Origin of the sequence: Odoribacter sp. AF15-53 (assembly GCF_003479425.1) — a bacterium.
Lineage (GTDB): Bacteria > Bacteroidota > Bacteroidia > Bacteroidales > Marinifilaceae > Butyricimonas.
The window spans coordinates 47,352-69,001 of sequence record NZ_QUHC01000008.1 but is presented as its reverse complement, the minus strand read 5'-3'; the positions used below and the strand labels follow the sequence as shown (position 1 = coordinate 69,001).

Below are 21,650 nucleotides of genomic sequence, written 5' to 3'. Positions count from 1 at the left end.
TCGATATTAAGAATATGGATATTTACCAGCGCAGAAAAAATAAGTGTGAACGATTACACGTGAGTTTTGGAAGAGGTGCATGCCGAGTATGGAAAAACAATGTCCGAGACTTTGCAACTTAAATGTATTGACTGGACAACATGTGCATTGAAAAAAGATATGGATACGATGACGCGTGTTCAATTGTTGATGATCACCGCTGAATGTTATCAAGGAATCGGGAAAACGAATGAGGCTAAACAATGTTTGAATCAGGCATTTCTGGAAAGCGGTGAAATAGACAATAAAAATATGGTGCAAAGAAGGCAGATGATGATTAAAAATAGATTGCAAAAATGTAGTACAGGTGTGTGGTATAAATAATCGTGGTAAAGCTCGATAGTTGTTTGTGAGATTTCCCCCGAGAGACTTTTGTAAAAAAGTTTTCGAGGGCTTTCTTTTTAATCGAAAAGGTCAAACAAGTGTTGGGAATCCCCTCCTTATTTTTAATTTTCCGAATCGGAAATCATTTTTGAGAAGTTTGTGTATTTTTGCTGTTCATTTTAAAGAAATAAAAAAGAAAAGATATGATAGCAAATTGGTTTGAAGCGAAAGTGAAATACGTGAAAATGGGTGAGGATGGGAAAGAGAAGAAAATGTCCGAGTTGTATCTGTTGGATGCCATGTCCTATACCGAGGCCGAGAGCCGGATCACGGAGAGTTTGAGAGAGATGATTCAGGGTGATTTTTATATTGTGGGATTGAAAAAGTCGAATATCACGGAGCTGGTGGAGTCGAATGACGGGAATGATGATAAATGGTTCAAGGCGAAAGTGAATATTATTGATGCCGACCAGATCAGCGGGAAGGAGAAGAAGTCAAATCAGTATTATCTCGTGGCCGGGGCGGACATTGACAGCGCTTTGGCTAATTTGCACAAGAGCTTGTCGACTTACGTGGTTCCTTGTGAAATTGCCTCGATAACCGACACGAATATCATGGACGTGTTTCCTTATTTCTCGGATGATGCCGAGCAAAAGATCCCTTCTAACCTGAAACCTCTTGATGATATGGAGGCTAACACGGAAGAATTCAACTAGGAGTAGATTAGGGGGTTATCTAATCGTAATCCGATCTTATAAAACCTCTTCTATGTTTCATCTGGCTAACGGTTATCTTGTTGCCCCGTGGGGTGTGGGATAAGTGTTTTAGCGGGTTGTAACGGAGAAGAGGTATTATTATTATGGTTTTACCCTAATATCAGGGTTGACGGGTGATATTAAATATTGTCTATTATTTTATACTGAGCTTCGAAAAATAATCGTCTTTCGATGCGGCCGCTTTCAGAGAGGAGAGTGGAGATGTTGCGGAAAGATTTGATCCATTCTTTTACCTTGTCAAGGTTTTCTTTCGAGTTTTCTAACAAAGAAAAGCTGAAGTTCGTTTGTAACGTGGCGAGACGTTGGGTTTCGGATTGATAATAGCAGCTAGTGAATCCCATGGGAATGGAAGATACGTAGAAGGCTATTTGAGGAACCAAGGGTATGTTAGGGATAAAAGTCCCGTTCAGTGTTTTCTCTAGTTTTAATAAAAGGCTTTTGAGGTCATTTTTAATCTCCTCCTTCTCTTGTGGCGTGATGATGTGCATCCGGTAAAAATTATCAATCTCTTTAGATAGAGCCCAGATCAGTGAGTTATCCCAAATATAAAAAGCTTTTTGGAAGTTATTGATGTCGTGATATTTTTCGGTAATTGTGGATAACCTGTCGGGAAGTTCCCAACGGGAAAAGTTATTGAACTCTTCAGAGTTCACGAAGTAGTTGCCCCATTTGAAAAACATGAATTTCATGATGAGAGGAAAATGGATGAAGAGTTCTAGGGGGAGGGTATGATAAACTTTCCCTGTTTCACAAGGACCAGCCCGGCTGATGTTTCCTATTCGTTTCAGGTTAAGGTCTACCATGTCGCATAGTGCGTTTATGGAGTGAAATTTCAGGGGTATTCCCAGTATGAACGGGAACCATTGAGTATCTTCCTCTCTGTATAACAGGCTATCGAGGGAAATGTGCAGTTCCTTGGCCAGTATGCCCATTTCCCGGATGGAAAAATTCACTTTTCCGGCCATTCGTCTGTAAATTGATTCCTTTTCCAGTCTTAAAATATCCGATGCGCGGCTGATGAGGTCTGCTCTCTTGGGTATTCTGTTACCTAGTTCATCTATGAATTCGTCATGAAGATCCCTTTTTTTCATAGCTGTTTTGTTTATAATTATATACATGGTTAAAGTTAGCTGTTAACCGATGATCAAAAATAATGATAAATGTAGCGTAGTTTGTCGAATATTAAGTTAAATTATTCGGAAGTGTAAAAAATGATTGTAGGGGGAGTCTTTTCCTCTTTTTTGTAGATGTGTCCTCCTTTGTTGTCTCTTAAATAGAGGAAAATGATATCTTGTTCCTGCTGGTCGTGCGGGATAATGCCGATTGTCGTTTGAAACTTCTCCCAAACATACAATTGTCACGTGGGGGATAGGACGAAGTTGTCTTTTTCTGGTCCACCTAATAGTCTACCTTTGTTTTTAGAAAATTTAATATTATGCGAAGTAGAAGGTTCATATTATTAATCGTGGTAATGCCGTTCTGTATGTTTGCCAGCGCCCAGAAGGTGGCGTTGAAGAATAACTTGCTAATGGATGCCATGGCGTCCGTCAATTTCGGGATGGAGTTCAAGACGGGGGGGCGCACCACGCTGAATATCCCGGCCAGTCTGAATTTATGGAGTTTTAGTGATGACAAGAAATTTAAACATGTCGCCGTGCAACCGGAGTTTCGCTGGTGGAAATGTCAACCTTTCACGGGACATTTTCTGGGTGTTCACGCTCACTACGCTTCTTATAATGTGGGGGGAATCGGGCCTTTCAAGACGATAAAGAATAATAGATACGAGGGGTGGCTGATCGGGGCCGGGGTGAGTTACGGTTACAACTGGATACTTGCACCCCGCTGGTCGCTGGAAACGACGGTGGGAGTCGGTTATGCGCACATGGCCCACGATAAATACGCGTGCGGGAAGTGTCAGCCCAAGATCGGTCGCGAGCATGTGAACTATTTCGGGTTAACGAAACTGGGATTAACGTTAGTGTTCCTGCTAAAATGATGTAGAATATGAGAATGAATGATCAGATAAAATGTAAAATTGTTGCCTTGATCGGGGGCGTGTTGCTTATGATAGCACCCGTTTTCGTGGGAGCCCAGCAGAAAGTTTCTGACGTGCGGGTGGTGGTGCGGGATGTCCGTCAGGAACGGGACAGTATACGCGCCCTGCTGGAAATTGAAGTGATCGGGGTGTCGGTGGCTCCCCGCGAACAGATGTATTTATATCCTGTGATCCGTTACAGGATGAACGAGCGGAAAATGGCTCCTGTCGTTATCAGTGGCAGGATTCAGGAAGCGGTTGTGGGCCGGGCGGAAAGGCTCTCCGGGCATGTAGAACCTGTATATGCTTCTTTCTGCACGAAGGGGCAGAAGCTTTTTCATCAAAGGATTGCTTATAGTGCGACTGTTCCCGTAGAAGACTGGATGAGAGACGCGAATGTGGCTATCGCACAGGAGCGGCGTAATTGCCGGGGCGAGTTTCATCACCTCTCGATGGAGGTGATCGCCGAGGGGATTAGGTTCGTGGAAAAACCTGTGCGTGTAGCCTACGATCTTCCGGTGAAAATTCCCGTACCCCCGAGGGAGGAGATAAAGTACCGGACGGAATCGGGCGAGGCTCAGATTATTTACACGGTGGGTAATGCGGAGATCAAACCTGCGCTGTCCAATAACCAGGTGGAGTTGGATAAGATTCGTCGTAGTCTGGAGGAGGTGCGGGGTGTACAGGGGGTGAAAATTAACTCTATCGCGATATCTTCTTATGCTTCGCCCGAGGGAAGTTGGAATTATAATCTGGATTTGTCCGAACGGCGGGCGGCTTCCTTGTCGGGGTGGATTCGTCGGAATTACGATATTGCAGGAATCAAACTCTCGTCCCGGGGAAATGGCGAGGACTGGGAAGGGCTGGAACGACTTGTGCGGGCGGATTTAAAAATGACGGAAATGGAGCGGGAACGTGTACTTCAAATTATCGGGGGGACGGGAGTTCATGACGGGCGTGAAAAACAGTTGATGCAACTGGATGGCGGGCGGACGTATCGTTATATGTTGACGAATCTTTTCCCAGAGCTTCGCCGGAGTGCTTACCGGATTGATTTTACCGTGCCGGAGTATTCTCTTGAAACCATAAAGGAGGTGTTTACTTCTCGTCCGGGTATGTTATCCCTGTATGAATTTTACCTGTTGGCGAATGAATACGAGCCGGGTAGCCCGCGATTCTTGGATGTGATCAAGAAGGCAGCGACGGTTTTTCCCGAGGAGAAAATCAGTCGTATCTCGATGGCGATGTTCAGTTACCTCTCCGGTGACGTGACGGTCGCCCTGGAGTACCTGCAGGGATTGGAGGATGATCCGGAAGTGTGGATTTATTTCTCGTCGTTTCATGCCCGGAATAGCGAACTGGATAAGGCCGAGGAATATGCGAAAAAAGCCGCGGATGCGGGTAACCCGGAGGCCGTGGTGCATCTCCGGTTGATAGAACGGTACAAGGTCGATGAGAATTTGTACCGGGAGAAACTGGAAGAATGGAAAACGTACGGGATTGAATAACTCCCCGTTTTATAGAAAATATGATTAATTGTCCATTAAAACACAAACACATGAAAATGAAAATGATTCTCGTGTCGATGCTAGCGGTTGCAGTATTGGCCGGTTGTAGTGACAAGAATGATGAACGCGACAAGCCGATAAATTCCGGCAGTGCGGACGTGGCTTATATCTCCATTAAAATTGATGCGCGGAATAGTGCGGCTCGTTCTTCAGGAGAAAACGAAGGGGCCAATGAGAGTGATTTGAAAACGCTCTACCTGATTTTCTTTGACGACGCGGGGAATGTCGTGGGTGAGCCGGGGGCGACGGCTTACTTCACGAAGGTTGAAGGTTCTTCGTTGAAACCGACGGCGGTCAAGGTGTCGGCAGCCGCGACGAAACTTCTGGTAATTGCCAACCCGGGGATGAAGTTGGAAGGCGTGATCACCGATATCAATGCGACGACGACATTTGGTACGGTCAACTTGGCGATTAAAGGAGTGGATAAAGGCGAGATCGTGGATGAGGTTGTTCCCGTGGAACGGGGATTTACCATGATTAATAGTGGCGATGAGGAAGGGAAGGCTGCGGGGGATAAGATTGCCGACCCGCTTATTGGTATTAGCGACAAGATTCAGAAAATCACGGATGACGTGAGCGAGGAGGAAGCCAAGAAAGCTGCGGAAAAAGATGATAACCGGGTGCTGATCCGGGTCGAACGGTTGGCTTCTAAGGTGGAATTTGAACTTAAAGGTGACAGTAATGATGATATTAAGGTGGAACCTAGCGGTGCGACTTTCGCTTTCGGGCAGTGGACGCTCGATGCGGTGAACGGTACGTTTTTCCCTTTCGCCGAGAAAACGTTGCTTGGAGTGACTCATTCGTCCAGCGGAAGTTATGCCAAGAGTTTCTATACTCGTGATCCGAACTTTACGGATGACGTGGGGTTGGTGAAGGCCACGGTTCACAAGGTTAGTTTTGAACCGCAATTGGCAGAACCTTATACTTGGATGGATGCGAAAAAGATGGTTTACTGTCTTGAAAATACGATGAGTGCGGCTGAACAGGATTTCGGGAATGCGACCCGGGTTGTAATCAAGGGAACTTTTTATCCCGCAAATCATTCCGGCCAGGGGGATTGGTTCAGTTTTGCCGGTAGAGATTACGCGGACTTTGCGGCATTGAAAGCTTATTACGAGGGTACGGAGGCCGGGCCTAATTTTAAAGCGGCTTGCGAGAAAATGTACGTTAAGATTAAGGATTACGCGGACGCACATACGGAAGTTACTTTGATCGGTACGTCGTTTGAAACGCTCGAAGTGTCTGATTTATTGCAGATCAAGAACGGCGGGGAGGTAATCAAGGATGGCAAGAATCCTGTTATCCGTTGGTATCAGGCCGGGCTTTGTTACTACTATTACGAGATTCGTCATGATAATGAGACGACCAAGGATATGGATTTTGGTAAATATGGTGTCGTGCGGAATAACTGGTACCAGTTGACGCTTGGTTCCGTGAACGGAGCGGGTACTCCTTGGTATCCCGATATTGATAATCCGGGACCCGGTGATCCTGATCCGACTGACCCGATTGACGGAACGACAGGTTATCTGGGTATTACGGTGGACGTTGCCCGGTGGATTATCTGGGAGAACGAGATCGGAATATGATAAAAAATATGGAATGATTTAGTGACAAATAAACTCCTCCGTCAGCTTCGCTGCCAAGTGAGCCCGAAGCGGTCTCGAACCGCCTCCCGCTCGACAGACAACGAGCAAGCTCCCGATCTGTCCTCGCTAACCCGGCGGTTCCCTCTATAAACAGGGGAGGAGCTGATGATCTTTCCCGAAGACGGTGAGTAACTCAGCTCTCTCTGTTTATAGAGGGAGTACGGCGGAGCCGGGAGGGAGTTTAAAAGATAAAAGTTGAATTTAATTTAAAGTTAAAAGCCTTGGTCGGAGCGTGGAGTAATAACCTGTAACTTGCCGAAGGTAAATGTGATCTGTAACTTGTAACTCGCCAAAGGCGATCTTTTGTGCGGTTAGAATTTAAAATTTAAAATCTGAAATCAAAATCGGGTGTGCCTAAAACGCGGGAATATGAACATTAAGAATATATATCGGAATTTGATCAATCTGGTTTTGACGGCTGTCATTTCGAGTTTTCTGTTATCGTGCGAGCGAATCAGGGACGATATGGACGATTGTGGGATATACTTGGAGTTCGTTTATGATCATAACATGGATTACAAGGACCTTTTTGATGCGCGTATCGCGACGGTCGACTTGTTCGTGTTCGATGCGGAGGGGAAATATCTTTTCTCGAAACACGCCCGGCAGGAGGAACTAATCAACGGGCATCGAATGTTTCTGGGTGGAGATATCCGTTTCGGACACTACAAGATATTGACCGTGGGCGGGTTGACAGACCATTTTAACGTATCCGATGTTGACGGGAATGCTCTTTCACCGGGTTTGACGATGTTGGATGACGTGCGGGTGGCGTTAAGCCGAGAAGACGGAACGGTGTCTCACGAATTCTCGCCTTTGTGGGTGGGGACCACGATCGACGTTGATTATAAGGCTGATTTATCCGTATGGCCGGTGAAGCTTGTGCAGAATACCAATCGTTTCGATATATCATTAGTCCAAGTGGATGATAACACCGGGGGGCGGGCGGGAAATGTTGAATACACCTTTGAAATCATAACTCCCGAGGGAGCGGTATATGGTCATGACAACACCCCGAAAGTCAAGGAATCGGTGACGTTCAAGCCCTATCGCTTGAGGGCGGGAAGTGAACCGGGAGAATTGTCCGAGGGAACTCTCAACACGACCCGGTTGATACACGGGGAGGGCTATGACTATCAACTTATCGTGCGTGATGTGCGGACCGGGAATCCCTTGTGGGTGTACGACTTGATGGAATTTCTGAAACGGATCAAGCCGGGGATGCGTCCGGATGGCAGTCCGTTGCCCATGCAGGAATTCCTGGACCGCCAAAGCGAGTGGGAGTTGGAAGTGCGGTGTAAGGTAGTCAATGGTTTCGTGGCTATATCAGTCAAGGTTAACGGTTGGATCATCTGGCTCAATGATATTGGTGTCTGATTTTTTAGAATCAAGAGTTTATGAAAAATAATATCTTACATATAATCTTCGGAATCGTCTTTCTTGTTTCCTGTACTTCGGAACGTTCGGGGGAGGATGCCGACACGCCGCGGGGATCCCGGAGTCTGATGACGGTGGAAGTGCTTGTTGACGGGGCTGATGAACATGATTATGTTCGCACGGCCCGTTTTGTGGTGTTCGATAACGCTTCGGTTGTTCCCACGGTCGATATCAACGAGTTGATCACTTTGGAGGCAAAAGATCAGGATTCTAAAAAATTCAAGACTATTTTGGAAGTCAGTTGTAACCCGGACAAGATGCTTGTCGTGGTTCTGAATGAACCTCCGACAATGAACGGGGTATTGGGGGCCGTGATGTCCCCGGTTGATTTGGAAGAGATGATATTCCTTATGGATGAATCGTTTACCCCCAATCATACGGTTCCTTCCTCATCAGGGATTCCTATGAGCGGGGTAAAACGAAAAATTGAAGTTGTCAAGGAGGTTACCAGTGAGGAAAAAATTAGTATCGAGCGCGGGGTGGCACGGGTTGAGTTGTGGTTGAAGAAGGAAACTGCGGTTCCTCAGGCTCGGGTAACGACCGCCACGCGGGTGACGTTGGAAAATTCTTATGCGGAAGGATTTCTCGTGACGGGAACGGAACTTGACGGGACCCGTTTCCAGACTGGGACTGACGTGGAGAATAATTTCGGGCGTATGCTGGTTCCCGATAATAATTATACGTTTGTCGGTTGGAATTACGGGGAATCAGCCGCTTTGGAGTTGGACGAAACACCCCGGTTGGTCTGCGTGTTCTACACCCCGGAACGCACGTGTTCTGCTCCCGGGGATGCGGATAAGTTGATGTTGAATATGTCGGGAATAAGTTCTTCGGACGGGGATCGGGGAGGGCAGGCTGTTTTATCCGCTTTTTCCCCGGAAGGAGGAGGGAGTCCTCAAGCGATTACCGAGCTACGGCGTAATCATATCTACCGGATCACGGGGGTGGTGAAAGAGAAAACAGTACAGTTCGAGCATGTTGTGGTGCCGTGGACGGAGGCCGGGCAAGAAATTATTATTGATCCCCAGTATTTTCTGCGGGTGGGTCGTGATATTCTTTACGTCAACAACACGAACAATTCCGCCATGATCACGGCCGAAACCAATTATGATAGGACCGATCGCGGGTTTCCCAAGGGGATTCTGACGGGAAAGATTGATTATTACGATCTGGACGGTCGATTGTTGGATGCTTCTCACGGGGAGAGTGGCTGGCTGGAGGTTTCGATGTCGGGGGCCGACGGTGATTTGTCCCGGGACGTGGTGTTCACGACTATCCGGGATCTGAGTGATATGGCTATTGGGTATTATGCTCTTGTGGAGGTGAAAGCCGGGAACATGATTAAAAAGATCAGGGTTACCCGTTCGTAATATATAATAAATGAGTGGTATATGATGAAACGATCCAGGATATTATCGAAACTGTTTTACACGGCTGTTGTCGTGTTCATGTCAGGTGTTATCGGGTGCGTGTCTGATAAATTGGATGGGTTTGATGTACAGGGAGAGTCGATAACCTTAGAGATGATCATTCCGGGCTTCGAGATTCCGGTGACCCGCTCGATTGCGGGAGAGAAGGGAGAAGCTGCCGTGAGGAGTATTGACCTCCTGCTTTTCGACCAATCGACGCCTGCGGCTAAATTGATTCGGGGGCTTAAAGTGAGCGATTTTACTCAGGACGTGTCGGGTACGGATTACAAAGTGAAGTATCGTTTGAAATTCACGAAGGACGAGAATGTCGGTACTGTCGTGGCCATTGCCAACGCGTCGGACGAGGTCGATCTGGTTTTGTCGAAACAGGCTACCGGAACTGAAAAGCAAGTCGTGCTGGAAGCGTTGAAATTCAGGACGGAAGCGGACGAGAACGGTGCTTACCATTGGAACGTGTCGATTCCGGGGTATACCCCGATACCCATGTACGGGGAGACTTCGGTAGAGGGAATTGCCGCGGATGCGACGGTGAATGTGCCGTTAACCCGTATGCTGGCACGTGTTGACGTGAAGAATGAAGTGAAAGGGGATATATTCAAGCTCGAAATGATTTATCTGGTGAGTTACAACACTTCGGGATATATCGCTCCGCCGTGGAACACGTCTGACGGCAGCATGATCCGGGACCCTTATTCGGGCAACGACAACCCGATGATCCCGAATCCGGCAGGTAAACAAGAGGGTACGTTGGATGCGGCGATGGGGTATGAATACAAGCAGGATGATCATGTCGAGGTTCTGTTGCTCGACGGGAAAATATATGCTTACGAGGCCGCTAAAACCACGAAAAATGATGCTAAAAACGGGACGTGTTTAATTATCAAGGGAATGTATCGGGGGGCGGAGTGTTATTATCGTGTTGATTTCACGGTGAAAACGTCTGCTTCCGCCACCACGGAATACATGCCCTTGTACCGGAATCATAAGTATTGCGTGAATATTATCGCGGCCGAGGGAGGTGGGTACGACACATTTGAACAGGCTCTTAATTCGTCGACCGTGTTGTCGAACTTGAAGACCACGATTCTTGTGGTGGATATGAATGGGATAAATAATATCGTCTATGACGGGCAATTTTTCATGGGTGTGGAGAGTCGGGTGCTGGATATGCCGTATGGTGTGGGCAGACAATTGAAGCACCGGGTAAGCTCCGACTATCATGGCGAGTGGAAAGCGGAGGTGCTTAAACCGAACGAAAGTAGCTGGCTCCGGCTTACCGGGGATCAGACGGCGAGCAGCGGAACTGATATAAACCAGACGGGGGTAGATCTTGTCGTGACAACAATTCCCTCCCCGGGTAGCGGGAAAGATTACGTGACGGGGCAGATTGTGTTTACAGCCGGACGACTTCGGGATACACTAACCGTTCGAAGGGTTCCGATTGCCGAAATGTTTGCGCGTAGTAATATCGTCCGGCATGGCGGGAATCTAATTTTTGCCGTTACTGCAGAGGATAATCGGACTATTCCGGCCTGGTCGCAGGGGGTATTCTTCAAATGGGGGTCACTCGTTGCGCTGGCTCCTGCCGGGAATCCTTATGATCCGGAATCGTGTGTCGTGTATAGTCCCGCCGGGTTGGACCCGTCCTCTTGGGGGATAGGTCTTGCGGGGTGGGATCGAATCCCGTACGCTCACCCGAATTTTAGTTTCACGACACCTTCCCCGTCGGGAGATGACGCGGATGTTTTCAAGGAATATTCCGATAACACGGGTTTCAACGCGGGAGCGGGTATCGGTGATATCTGCCGTTACGTGTCGAGCGGGAAGGGTGGAAAAGGTTGGGTGGAAGGCAAATGGCGTTTGCCCACGTATGCCGAATTGCAGTTGTTGTATGAAGAGACAGCCGTGAAAACGGTGAAAATGGGGGATTTCGGCAACAAGATGTCTGATCTTAACACGAACCCGGAGAATCACGCGGGTGGAATGTTCGACCCGGAGAGCGGGTGGTTTGTGGGGGCGAATGTAACCGCCTCGATCCCGTCGCCGGAGAATAGGAAAACTCCTCCTGCCGGGACGGTATTCCTGCCTGCCGCGGGACATCGTTATCCGAACGGGGATGGGAACGTGGTACATGTCGGGGCTTACGGGTATTACTGGTCTGCGACACCTTACACGGTGAATAGTGAATACACGGTTAACTATCTCTTTATTCAAAAGGATGGAGTAGTGTTTTACGATGCCGACCGTTCGTATGCATTCCCGATACGTTGTATAAAGGATTATTGACCCTATTTAGAAAACATGGAAACTCGAAAATGTATGATGAAGAAACTATTTTTTTTCTTGCCGGTGTTCTTGCTGGCGGTAACGTGTACCGAGGTTGTGGCCCAGGAAAAGGGGCCATTCCCTTTCTTCAGGTCCTTTCTGGACAAGAATCTGAGTAACGTGGACTTTCACGAACCCAATAATCCCTATGCTTCGGGAACGACAAGTAACGGAACCAGTAAAAGAAAGAATCAGGCTAAATTGGTTGACGGGTTGGGCTTACAACTCACGACCGGGAAAGAAGAGGTGGGGGCTTTTTACCTGCCGGATTACACGTTTACGACACGGGACGGTCTTCTGATCGAGTTCGAATATATCATGATGTACACCAGCTCCTCGGCGACGGGATTGACGGACGGGATCTGTATGTTTCTGGTGGATGCCACCTCGAATAATTACATCGGGACTAACCTGAAATACGGGGCCGAGGGTGCGGGATTCGGTTACACGCACAGGTCTTCGGTTCATTCGAGCACGAGTACCGGGGTAACCCCTATTGTCGGGATGAAAGGCGGGTATCTCGCGGTGGCGCTGGATCAGGGGCATTTCAAAAGCTGGCGTTTCGAAGATTACGAGATGAGAAATGGAATTCCCTATGATAAAAATCCGACAAAAATAGATAACGTGCAGCTTGAAAAATACAGCACCCGGAGTAATGTTACGATCCGGGGTGCGGCCGGGCGAGGAACAAAAGTAATAACAATAGATAAAAAGACCCATACGATTCCGGAAGGCAGTTGGGGATTCCCGGTGTTGATAACCCGGCACACGGGATGGGATATTGACAAGGGACTTGAGGACGAGAACACGAACGGGTTGAGAAATGAAGCTGGGTTTATGTTGAACACCACGAGCGGTAAGTTTGAACAGTATGTTAGTCCGAGGATTGATAAACCGTTCAATATATCGGGAGGGAAAGTCTTTTCCAATGCTGATGATCCCGCGTACCGAAAGGCTATTATTGCCTTGGAACCTAACCTTGTGGAGGGCGGTTTTATTATAACCGTGACAATACAACACGGGAAAGAGAAAACGGTTGTGATAGAGGAATATGTTTATCCTTCTTCGTTGTCCTACACGGAGAACGGTATCCCGATCCGGGTGGCTTCGGGTGATCCCCCTACCCCGATATGGTACCAGAATCCTCCGGTAACAGATCTTTCGCTTAATACCCCGCAAAAATTGCTCGTCGGGTTTATGGCATCGACGGGACAGCTCACGGCGCATACGAATGTCATCAAAAATTTGCGAATTACTCCTTTGTACGGGGCTCGTTCTGAAGATGATATTTACGATCACCGACGGGGCCCCGTTACCGTGCGACCCTTGGAAAACGACAAGGCATACCAGGATGGTAGCGGTAAACCCTCCGCCGACAAGGATAACCTGGACCCGGAGAGCCTTCGATTCTGGACGAGCGAAAAGAATTGTCTTGGAGCCTCGGTGTTCAGGCACGAAGTAACGGGGCAGGGTACGTGGGTATATGATCCGGGATTGGAAGAAGTGATGTTTTTCCCGATCAAGGGGTTCACGGGCGAGGCATCAATCATGTATGACATCAAGGGGAAATACGCTCCTTATAATGATGAGAATTACCGTTCTTCATTGGCAAGGATTGTTATAAACATAGCGGATAATCAACCTTAGTGTTTTTAACTTTTATCTTTCTAACTCCCTCTCGGCTTTGCCGAACTCCCTCTATAAACAGAGGGAGAGATGAAAAAGTCCTGTTATCTTGAACTATCACCCCTAGTCCCTCCTTGCTCAGGCAGGGAAACCGCTTGGTAATCAGTCCTCCCCCCCCTGTGTAAGGGGGAGCCGGAGGGGGTAGTTGTTCCTCTCAAAAAGGACTTTTCAAAACCCTCGATAAACAGCGGGATAGATGAGTTGCTCTCTGTCTTTGGGAAGAATCACCAGTTCCTCCTCTGTTTATAGAGGAAACTGACGGGGGAGTTAGAGGGGGGTAAGGAAATTTCGGGGGATATCTCTGATCGGAAACGTTTGTGAAAAAGCCTTTTGTCAAGCTTTATTTTGTTAATAATTAATATATATGGTTGATATACAGACGTATAATTCTTTCCGTGCAAGGCCTTAATTTTTTGTCTAAAATTAGCTTTGTACTATTAACTTTTATACCTTTGCCGGATTAATTTTCTTCAGGTCGTTTATTATGAGCGAGAGACATTTAGTTATCGTTTTTAACGAAGAAGTGAAACTTGAAAGAAATTCAAACGTATTTGGAAATAATTAATTATAAGAGTTATGAAAACAAGAATAGAACATGATTTACTCGGCAACAAAGAAGTGCCAATGGATGCGTATTATGGCGTTCAAACTTTGAGAGCTATCGAAAACTTTGCAGGAATCAGTCACTACACGATCGGGATGTTCCCTAACTACGTGAAAGCTTTGGCTATGGTAAAATGGGCTGCCGCGAAAGCTAATTTTGAATTGGGTTTGATTCCCGCCGATATTACGAACGCCATTACTGCCGCTTGTGAGGAGATTATTGACGGTAAACTGGCCGATCAATTCCCGGTAGACATGGTTCAAGGTGGTGCCGGAACTTCCACGAATATGAATATTAACGAGGTGGTTGCTAACCGTGCCTTGGAATTGCTGGGACACCAGAAAGGTGAATATCAATATTGTCACCCGAATAATCATGTGAATCTATCTCAATCAACGAATGACGCTTACCCGACTTCTTTCCACTTGGCTATCATTTTGACCAATAAGGAAGTGGTTGCTGAAATTAAACTGTTGGTTGATTCTTTCAGAAGAAAAGCAAAAGAGTTCGAAAACGTGCTGAAAATGGGACGTACCCAGTTGCAGGATGCCGTGCCGATGACTTTAGGTCAGGAGTTCGAGGCTTATGCTTATACCTTGGAGGAAAATATCGAGCGTTTGAACGCGGCTGCCAAATTGTTCTTGGTAGAGAACATGGGTGCCACGGCTATCGGTACGGGTATTAACTCGGAACCGGAATACGCTGAAATCTGTGCTCGTGAATTGCGTATTATCAGTGGCGAGGAGTTCGTGTTAGCACCGAACCTGATTGCCGCTACTCCCGATACCGGAGCTTGCGTGTCTTACTCTTCAGAATTGAAACGTTTCTGCGTTCAATTGTCTAAGATATGTAACGACTTGCGTTTGTTGTCTAGCGGTCCGAGATGCGGTTTGAACGAGATCAACTTGCCCCCGATGCAACCGGGATCTTCAATCATGCCGGGTAAAGTGAATCCGGTTATTCCTGAAGTGGTTAACCAAGTTTGCTTCCGTGTGATCGGTAACGACACGACCGTGATGATGGCTGCCGAGGCCGGTCAGTTGGAATTGAACGTGATGGAGCCGGTGATCGTTTACGCTATCTTCAACTCCATGCAGATGTTGACTAAGGTGATGGATCGTTTGCGCGTGTTGTGCGTTGACGGAATCACGGCTAACGCTCAACGTTGTAAGGATATGGTGATGAACAGTATCGGTATCGTTACTGCTTTGAACCCGACCTTGGGATACGAAAATTCATCTCGTATTGCCAAGAGAGCTTTGACTGAAAACAGAAGTGTTTATGATTTGGTTCTGGAAGAGAAATTATTGACGAAAGAAGAGCTAGATAACGTGCTTCGCCCCGAATTAATGATTGCTCCGAAAAAATTCTATAAGAAAAAATAACCAAAGGTTATTTAGTTTCGTACTAAAATCTATATCTTAGTAAAACTAAATTTAATTAATATAGGTTATGAAAAAAAGTTTTAATCAAATGATCGCGGTTGCGATGATTGCAATATCATCCGTAGCCTTCACGGGGTGTTATGGTTCCTTCGCTTTGACTTCCAAGTTGCACAACTGGAACGGGCAGGTATCTAATGCGAAATTCGTGAACGAGTTGGTATTTTTAGGTTTGTGTATCCTTCCGGCATACGAATTGTGCTGCTTGGGTGATGCGTTAATCTTTAACTCCATTGAATTCTGGGGCGGTTCAAATCCTGTTGCCATGAAAGCCGGTGACGTTGAGGAAGGACAGGTAATGTACGCCGGACATTCTTATCACGTGACAAAATCATTGAATAAGATGGTTGTTGCCAGCGAAGAGTCTGATGCTGTTGCTGAATTCCAATATTTCCCGGAAGAAGAATCATGGTATTTGATGGATGGCCAGAACAAGGCGAAGTTGATGAAAAACACGAAAAAAATGATGAAGGCTGTTGTGGCTGTAAACTAGTTTTTTCGGATTATATCGAGATAAAAAAAAGGACGTTTTCGGACGTCCTTTTTTTATGTTTGTCGGGGTATCCCGCTCTACTTGTGCCGGAGTTCCGGACGTAAGTTGATTGAAAGTTAATTGAAACTTGATTGAAAGTTGATTGATCGGAAGCGTTAATTTATTCTTGATATACTGTTGAGGTATAGTCAAAAAACTGATGAGACCCCGGTGAAATTGCAGGGTAATAGTTCGTCAATGTGAATGAAAGAGCAAACATTGGAAATATTAATCCCTCGTTTGTTCTTTCTAAATTCTACATTCTAAATTTTGCATTAACTGATGTATCTCCAGTTGATTTTTGTCTTGAACAGGCGTTTAACCTGGGAGGCGAAGGTTTGATTCTCTTCTTTTTGCAGGAGAGGATCGTCTTCCAAGATAAGGGTGGCGGCTTGGGCGGCTTCGTTGAGGATACGACCGTCTTTTCCGAGGTTGGCTACTCTCAGGTTGCAGGTAAGACCGCTTTGCTGCGTGCCCTCGATATCTCCCGGTCCGCGTAATTTGAGATCGACCTCGGCAATTTCAAAACCGTCATTTGTGGAGGTCATGGTTTCGATCCTCTTTCGGGATTCGTTGGATAGTTTGTAAGAGGTCATGAGGATGCAGTAGGATTGCTCGGCTCCTCGGCCCACGCGTCCGCGTAACTGGTGGAGTTGTGATAGCCCGAAACGCTCGGCGCTCTCGATCACCATGATCGAGGCGTTGGGGACGTTCACACCGACCTCGATGACCGTGGTTGCCACGAGTATACGGGTTTCTCCCGACACGAAACGCCTCATGTGTTCTTCCTTTTCCGCGGGCTTAAGCTTGCCATGCACGATATCGGCCGTGTAGCCGAGGGGAGCGAAATAACTCATCACGTGTTCATAGCCTTCTTCGAGGTTGCGATAGTCCATTTTCTCTGATTCGGATATCATCGGGTAGACGATGTAAGCCTGTCGTCCGAGTTCCAGTTCCTTGTGGATGAACTTGTAGACTTGCAGGCGTCGAGCCTCGAAGGCGTGGTGCGTGGTGATCGGCTTGCGTCCGGGAGGAAGTTGGTCGATGACCGACACGTCCAGGTCCCCGTATAGTGTCATGGCTAACGTGCGGGGGATGGGGGTGGCCGTCATGACCAGCATGTGTGGGGGAATCGTGTTCTTTTGCCATAATTTGGCCCGTTGTGCCACGCCGAAGCGATGTTGTTCGTCAATAACGACAAGCCCCACATTTTTGAAATTCACCACGTCTTCCAGCAGGGCGTGGGTGCCGATCAGGATTTGCAGGCGACCGTCGGCGAGGGCTTCATGAAGGACTTCCCGTTCCTTCTTTTTGGTGGAACCTGTTAGTAATCCCACGCTGATCGGGGTATTTTTGAGCAAATCGGATATAGTCTCGTAATGTTGTGTCGCGAGGATCTCGGTCGGGGCCATGATGGCAGCTTGGAAACCGTTATCCAGCGCTATGAGCATGCACATGACGGCAACGAGGGTTTTGCCACTCCCGACATCCCCTTGTAATAACCGGTTCATTTGTTTTCCGGAACCGCAGTCGGAACGAATCTCTTTAATCACCCTTTTTTGGGCATCCGTCAAGGGAAAAGGGAGGTAATTGTGGTAGAAATCGTTGAAGTAATTTCCCACGGTGGTGAAAGGATGTCCTTGAAAGGCAGCTTTCCGGTTGAATTTGAGCTTCAGGATATTGAGCTGGATATAGAATAATTCTTCAAATTTGAGCCGGTATTGTGCGTTACGAAGCATATCCGGGTTCTCCGGGAAGTGAATGTTATAGAGGGCTTCGTGCAGGTATGTCAAGTTGTGTTTCTTGATAAACCAGGCGGGAAGGGTTTCTTGAATCCGTCCGTTGATCGCTTTGAAAATATTCGCTTGTATCTTGCTGATTATCCGGGAAGTCAGGTAGCTTTTTTTCATCTTCTCGGTGGTCGGGTAGACTGCCTGAAAACCTACCAGTTGTTTGGCGTTTGCCTCGTACGGGTCGATCTCCGGGTGAACGATGTTCATCTTGTGATTGAAGATCGAGGGTTTGCCGAAGATCAGGTATTCGGTGTTGGGGCTGATCTGGCTGGTTAGGTATTTGTAGCCCGTGAACCAGACGAGTTCCAGTTCCCCGGTTCCGTCGTAAGCCGTGGCGACCATGCGCGTTTGCTTGCCGCCCCCCACGGTGGTGAGGTTGGTGATCTTGGCTTTTATCTGGATGTAGGGCAGTTCGGAAGTAAGTTCCCCGATCGTGTAGATACGGGTTCGGTCGATGTATTTATACGGGATGTAGTAGAGCATGTCCTCGTAGCTTTGGATGCCCATTTCCTGCTCCAGCAACGAGGCCCGTTTCTCTCCAACACCCGGTATGAATTTTATGTTCAGTCCTGCCAGTTCCAAAATACAAATTTTCGATTATTGATTTCTCGAACGAAAGTAAAAAAAATCGGTGACTTTAGTTGAGCATATCGGGAATAAATTTTAATTTCGTAGAATAAATAATTTTGACAGATAGTTTACCGGAAGATGTATAATTATTTGAAACAACGACTTAAACATGCCATTCGTTTTCGACACAAAAGAGGATACGGGGTACATTCCCCTTTCGTTTTTGATCTGATCACGAATGTAATAAAAGAGAAAGCGGTTTATTATGACTTCGGGCGAATAGAGGCGATGGGCGAGATGCGGGAGAAAGAGAAGAAATTGTATCGTTTGCTTTTCCGGCTTGCAGAGTATTTTTCTTATAGAGATGTGTTGTGTGTCGGGGTGCAAGGACCGTGGGTTTCTCGCTATCTTTCGTCCGTGTCGAAACAGATGCATCTTATGAACGGGGGAGGTCAATGTCCGGGAGCGGAATATGACGAGGAGGTGAAACCGGAAGATTTGAAGGGGCGAAAGATCGACTTGATCTTTTTAGGAAAGGCTTTCGAGGCGGATTGGGAGGAGGCATGGGAAGAAGTTCTACGGGAACGCAGGGAAGGACCCCTGTGTATCGTGATTAAAGATATTTACAAGGGACGTTTTAATTCCTTGGTATGGCGGCAATTGAGGCAACACGGGACGGTGTCGATTGATATGATGTGGTATGGGATCGTCTTTTTTGACGCGCGGTTGCAGAGGGGAAGGTATAATATGATTATATAAGCTAAAAGTTAAAAACTAAAAGCTAAAAGTTAGGATAAAAGCGTTAGCCTTGGGCGTCTGGAATCCAGGATTAAAAATTTTAAATTAAGAATATGAAAGTATACACGAAGACGGGAGATAAGGGAACAACGTCGTTGATCGGGGGAACCCGGGTGGCGAAGAATAACGTGAGGCTGGAGGCCTACGGGAGTGTGGATGAGTTGAATAGCCATTTGGGGATGATTCGTTCGTACCCGATAGACGAGAATAGCGAGAAGCAGTTGATCGAGATTCAGAACGTGTTGTTCGTGGTGGGGGCAAATCTGGCGACGGATACGACCGTGAGCAATATGCAAAAGAAATTGCCTTGTACGGAAGAGGATGTATTGTTCTTGGAACAGGCGATTGATAAGATGGACGAGGAATTGCCACCGTTACAATATTTCGTTTTGCCGGGCGGACGGCCGGAAGTTTCGGCTTGTCATATAGCCCGTACGGTTTGTCGTCGGGTGGAACGCCGGATTATCGACATGAGCGAGGAGATCGAGGTGGAGGATATTATCGTGCGGTATGTTAACCGACTTTCCGATTATCTGTTTGTTCTGGGGCGGAAGCTGGCGAAGGATTGCGGGTTGGAAGAAGCGAAGTGGATTCCGAGGAGTAATTGAAAATGGAGAATTGAAAATGAAAAAAGATTCTAAGATTCTGTGATTGCCGATTGAATGATTCAGTGATTATTAAAAACGTTAGCCTTGTGCGGATGGAATCACTTAATCCGAAATCAAGAAATCACAGAATCAATAGGATTGAAAATCTAAAATTGAAATGCGAGAAGTATATCGTTTTTTGGAAGAATTGAGGCAGAATAATAACCGGGAGTGGTTTAACGCGAATAAAGAGTGGTATTTGGCCGTGAAAGCGGAGCATGAGGCTTTTATTAATCGTTTAATACCGGCATTGGCCAAGGTCGACCCGGAAGTTGACGGGTTGACGGCGAAGGATTGTATTTTCAGGATTTACCGGGATGTCCGTTTTTCTCCCAATAAAGAGCCTTACAAGACTCATATCGGGGCTTACATGGTGAAAGGAGGAAAAAAGAGTCCTCGTTCGGGGTATTACGTGCATGTAGAGCCGGGAAATTCTTTGTTGGCGGGAGGTATCTGGTGCCCGGAGCCTTCGTTGTTAAAGGCTTTGCGGAAGGATGTGTATGATAATATCGACGAGTTCACGGGAATCATCCGGGATAAGGAGTTCCAGAAATATTACGTTTTGGACGGGGAGAAATTGAAAACCGTACCGGCGCCTTTCCCGAAGGATTTCCCGGAGGGAGAGTTGTTGAAATACAAATCTTACACGATCGAGAATAAAGTTCCGGATTCTTTTTTCGAGGGGGAGGATGCTATTGAACGAATCGTGAAACGCCTTTTGGTGATGCAGCCGTTTCATCGTTTCTTGAATTACACGGTGGAGGAGACATGGAGATAGGGCGCCTGCGGCGAGTTACAGGTTTCGCAAGATTTTTCCCTCTGAGAGGGAGGCGAACGAGAAGAGGTGAAACTTCTCGGGGGGTACATGATCCTGACAACAATCGTTCCGCGACCGTACCGTCCGGTGGTACTCCGGAGGTGTTCGGGAGCGGTACTGGAGTTGTAGCCTGTCTTGTTCCTCTCTTCAGCCTATTTCCTTCTTGTTTTCAGCAGGAACGTTATGTTTTTTGCCCTCTTTTTCTTTGATAATAAGAGCAAAATTCGTATATTTGTATTATGGAAAAAATAAAAGAAAAGATGCCGCCGCTCGTAAAAAATGCCACGGTTCGGGAAGAGATTTTGCAAGGAATGATTTCTTCATTTCAGTTGGAAGGAATAAAGATTTCCCAAGAGACTGCTTATACTATTTTAGAACGGGTAGATTTGAAGCTTAAAACGTGTAAGCGATAATCTTCTCCATTTTGGAGTAGTCTTTTCGCGCTACTTGCTGAACGGCGATAATATATTCATCAAAGTTTATTCTTCTGAAATTCAACCCGGGATATCCTTGTTTACGGGCCATTAGATTGGCCAAGATGCGGGAGGTGCGACCATTGCCTTCCCGGAACGGGTGAATGAAAAGCAATTCCCCGTGTACTTTCGCGATATCTTTTATCAAGGCTTGCTGATTCGGGTAGTAATCCGGTAATTGAGAGAGGATTTCATCCTCGAATATACGCATGTTGTCCGGAATGAACCTTCCGGCGGGGAAGACGAAACCACCCTTGGAAATATTTACCGAACGAAAGTGTCCGGCGAAAGAGTAGAGTTCTTTCAGGGCTGTACGGTGGATGTCGCAAATGTATTTTACCGTGAATTTAGTCTTGGCGGTCAAGTTTTCCGTGAACAGAATTTCAGCCATTAAAAAACCTTCGAACTCTGCATTGTGTATAGCCTCTTCGTTCGTGAGTCCGAGTAAGTTGGGGAGAAGTTCTCCCTCTTCGCCATTGGTCGAGTATCTGTTCATGGCTTTTGATTTGTAACAAAGTTATAGAAATCCCTCAATAACACCAAATTTATTTGTGATTTATGATTTATGATTTATGATTAACCCTTATCTTTGTCGTTCGGCAAAGCCGAGTTACAGGTTGGCAGGTTGCAAGTTACAGGTTATTGGATTTGTAACTTTCTTGCAACCGGAGATGTAAGCATTCAACTTGTAACTTGTAAACTTGT

Annotated in this window: 18 protein-coding genes; 15 read left to right on the top strand and 3 right to left on the bottom strand. The window is 46.7% G+C overall.

The features are described 5' to 3' along the window. The first annotated feature begins 66 nt into the window (after positions 1-66). Both DWW52_RS15430 and DWW52_RS15425 read left to right on the top strand, forming a co-directional pair. Positions 67-363, top strand: coding sequence for a hypothetical protein (locus tag DWW52_RS15430; protein ID WP_118716411.1), 297 nt, complete (start codon positions 67-69; stop codon positions 361-363). Between the two features lie 203 nt (positions 364-566). Further along, positions 567-1,079, top strand: a complete 513-nt coding sequence (locus DWW52_RS15425; RefSeq protein ID WP_118716410.1) for a DUF4494 domain-containing protein — start codon at positions 567-569, stop codon at positions 1,077-1,079. Positions 1,080-1,258: 179 nt separating this feature from the next. Here DWW52_RS15425 and DWW52_RS15420 read toward each other — a convergent pair whose 3' ends face one another. Further along, entirely contained in the window at positions 1,259-2,230 is a 972-nt protein-coding gene (locus DWW52_RS15420) for a hypothetical protein (protein ID WP_148315385.1), read from the bottom strand. Between the two features lie 344 nt (positions 2,231-2,574). Here DWW52_RS15420 and DWW52_RS15415 point away from each other — a divergent pair, with 344 nt between their 5' ends. The 9 genes from DWW52_RS15415 to DWW52_RS15375 all read left to right on the top strand — a co-directional run bounded on the left by DWW52_RS15415 (position 2,575) and on the right by DWW52_RS15375 (position 15,808). Further along, positions 2,575-3,135 carry a DUF3575 domain-containing protein gene (locus tag DWW52_RS15415; RefSeq protein WP_118716408.1) on the top strand — a complete coding sequence of 187 codons (561 nt, stop codon included), beginning with the start codon at positions 2,575-2,577 and terminating at the stop codon, positions 3,133-3,135. A gap of 8 nt (positions 3,136-3,143) precedes the next feature. After that, on the top strand, positions 3,144-4,682 hold the full coding sequence (locus tag DWW52_RS15410; protein ID WP_118716407.1) for a hypothetical protein: 1,539 nt from the start codon (positions 3,144-3,146) through the stop codon (positions 4,680-4,682). A gap of 50 nt (positions 4,683-4,732) precedes the next feature. Further along, a complete protein-coding gene (locus tag DWW52_RS15405; protein WP_158582631.1) occupies positions 4,733-6,331 on the top strand; it encodes an Mfa1 family fimbria major subunit in 1,599 nt (532 codons plus the stop codon). 429 nt (positions 6,332-6,760) lie between these two features. Then, positions 6,761-7,768 carry a FimB/Mfa2 family fimbrial subunit gene (locus tag DWW52_RS15400; RefSeq protein WP_118716405.1) on the top strand — a complete coding sequence of 336 codons (1,008 nt, stop codon included), beginning with the start codon at positions 6,761-6,763 and terminating at the stop codon, positions 7,766-7,768. Positions 7,769-7,788: 20 nt separating this feature from the next. Then, positions 7,789-9,198: a hypothetical protein gene (locus DWW52_RS15395; RefSeq protein WP_118716404.1), complete on the top strand. Its 1,410-nt coding sequence runs from the start codon at positions 7,789-7,791 to the stop codon at positions 9,196-9,198. A gap of 21 nt (positions 9,199-9,219) precedes the next feature. Further along, entirely contained in the window at positions 9,220-11,544 is a 2,325-nt protein-coding gene (locus tag DWW52_RS15390) for a DUF4906 domain-containing protein (RefSeq protein WP_118716403.1), read from the top strand. Positions 11,545-11,577: 33 nt separating this feature from the next. Then, positions 11,578-13,230 carry a hypothetical protein gene (locus DWW52_RS15385; protein WP_148315384.1) on the top strand — a complete coding sequence of 551 codons (1,653 nt, stop codon included), beginning with the start codon at positions 11,578-11,580 and terminating at the stop codon, positions 13,228-13,230. Positions 13,231-13,845: 615 nt separating this feature from the next. Further along, a complete protein-coding gene (gene aspA / locus DWW52_RS15380; protein ID WP_118716401.1) occupies positions 13,846-15,258 on the top strand; it encodes an aspartate ammonia-lyase in 1,413 nt (470 codons plus the stop codon). Positions 15,259-15,325: 67 nt separating this feature from the next. Further along, the gene (locus DWW52_RS15375) at positions 15,326-15,808 is read left to right on the top strand and encodes a DUF3332 domain-containing protein (RefSeq protein WP_118716400.1); all 483 of its coding nucleotides are present in this window, start codon (positions 15,326-15,328) and stop codon (positions 15,806-15,808) included. 314 nt (positions 15,809-16,122) lie between these two features. Here DWW52_RS15375 and recG read toward each other — a convergent pair whose 3' ends face one another. Continuing rightward, positions 16,123-18,225 (bottom strand): ATP-dependent DNA helicase RecG, encoded by a 2,103-nt coding sequence (recG, locus tag DWW52_RS15370; protein ID WP_118716399.1) that lies wholly within the window; start codon positions 18,223-18,225, stop codon positions 16,123-16,125. A gap of 123 nt (positions 18,226-18,348) precedes the next feature. On the opposite strand from recG, the gene DWW52_RS15365 reads away from it, so the two are divergent. The 4 genes from DWW52_RS15365 to DWW52_RS21045 all read left to right on the top strand — a co-directional run bounded on the left by DWW52_RS15365 (position 18,349) and on the right by DWW52_RS21045 (position 20,885). Next, on the top strand, positions 18,349-18,969 hold the full coding sequence (locus tag DWW52_RS15365; RefSeq protein ID WP_118716398.1) for a hypothetical protein: 621 nt from the start codon (positions 18,349-18,351) through the stop codon (positions 18,967-18,969). An 83-nt stretch (positions 18,970-19,052) separates the two neighbouring features. Then, complete coding sequence (locus DWW52_RS15360; protein ID WP_199692010.1) at positions 19,053-19,616, top strand: cob(I)yrinic acid a,c-diamide adenosyltransferase; 564 nt, start codon at positions 19,053-19,055, stop codon at positions 19,614-19,616. A gap of 157 nt (positions 19,617-19,773) precedes the next feature. Next, the gene (locus tag DWW52_RS15355) at positions 19,774-20,433 is read left to right on the top strand and encodes a DUF2461 domain-containing protein (RefSeq protein ID WP_118716396.1); all 660 of its coding nucleotides are present in this window, start codon (positions 19,774-19,776) and stop codon (positions 20,431-20,433) included. Between the two features lie 278 nt (positions 20,434-20,711). After that, the gene (locus DWW52_RS21045) at positions 20,712-20,885 is read left to right on the top strand and encodes a hypothetical protein (protein ID WP_158582630.1); all 174 of its coding nucleotides are present in this window, start codon (positions 20,712-20,714) and stop codon (positions 20,883-20,885) included. On the opposite strand, the gene DWW52_RS15350 is transcribed toward DWW52_RS21045, so the two are convergent. Further along, the gene (locus DWW52_RS15350) at positions 20,866-21,441 is read right to left on the bottom strand and encodes a Fic family protein (protein ID WP_118716395.1); all 576 of its coding nucleotides are present in this window, start codon (positions 21,439-21,441) and stop codon (positions 20,866-20,868) included. The two genes, DWW52_RS21045 and DWW52_RS15350, sit on opposite strands and share 20 nt — an antisense overlap. Between the last annotated feature and the right edge of the window lie 209 nt (positions 21,442-21,650).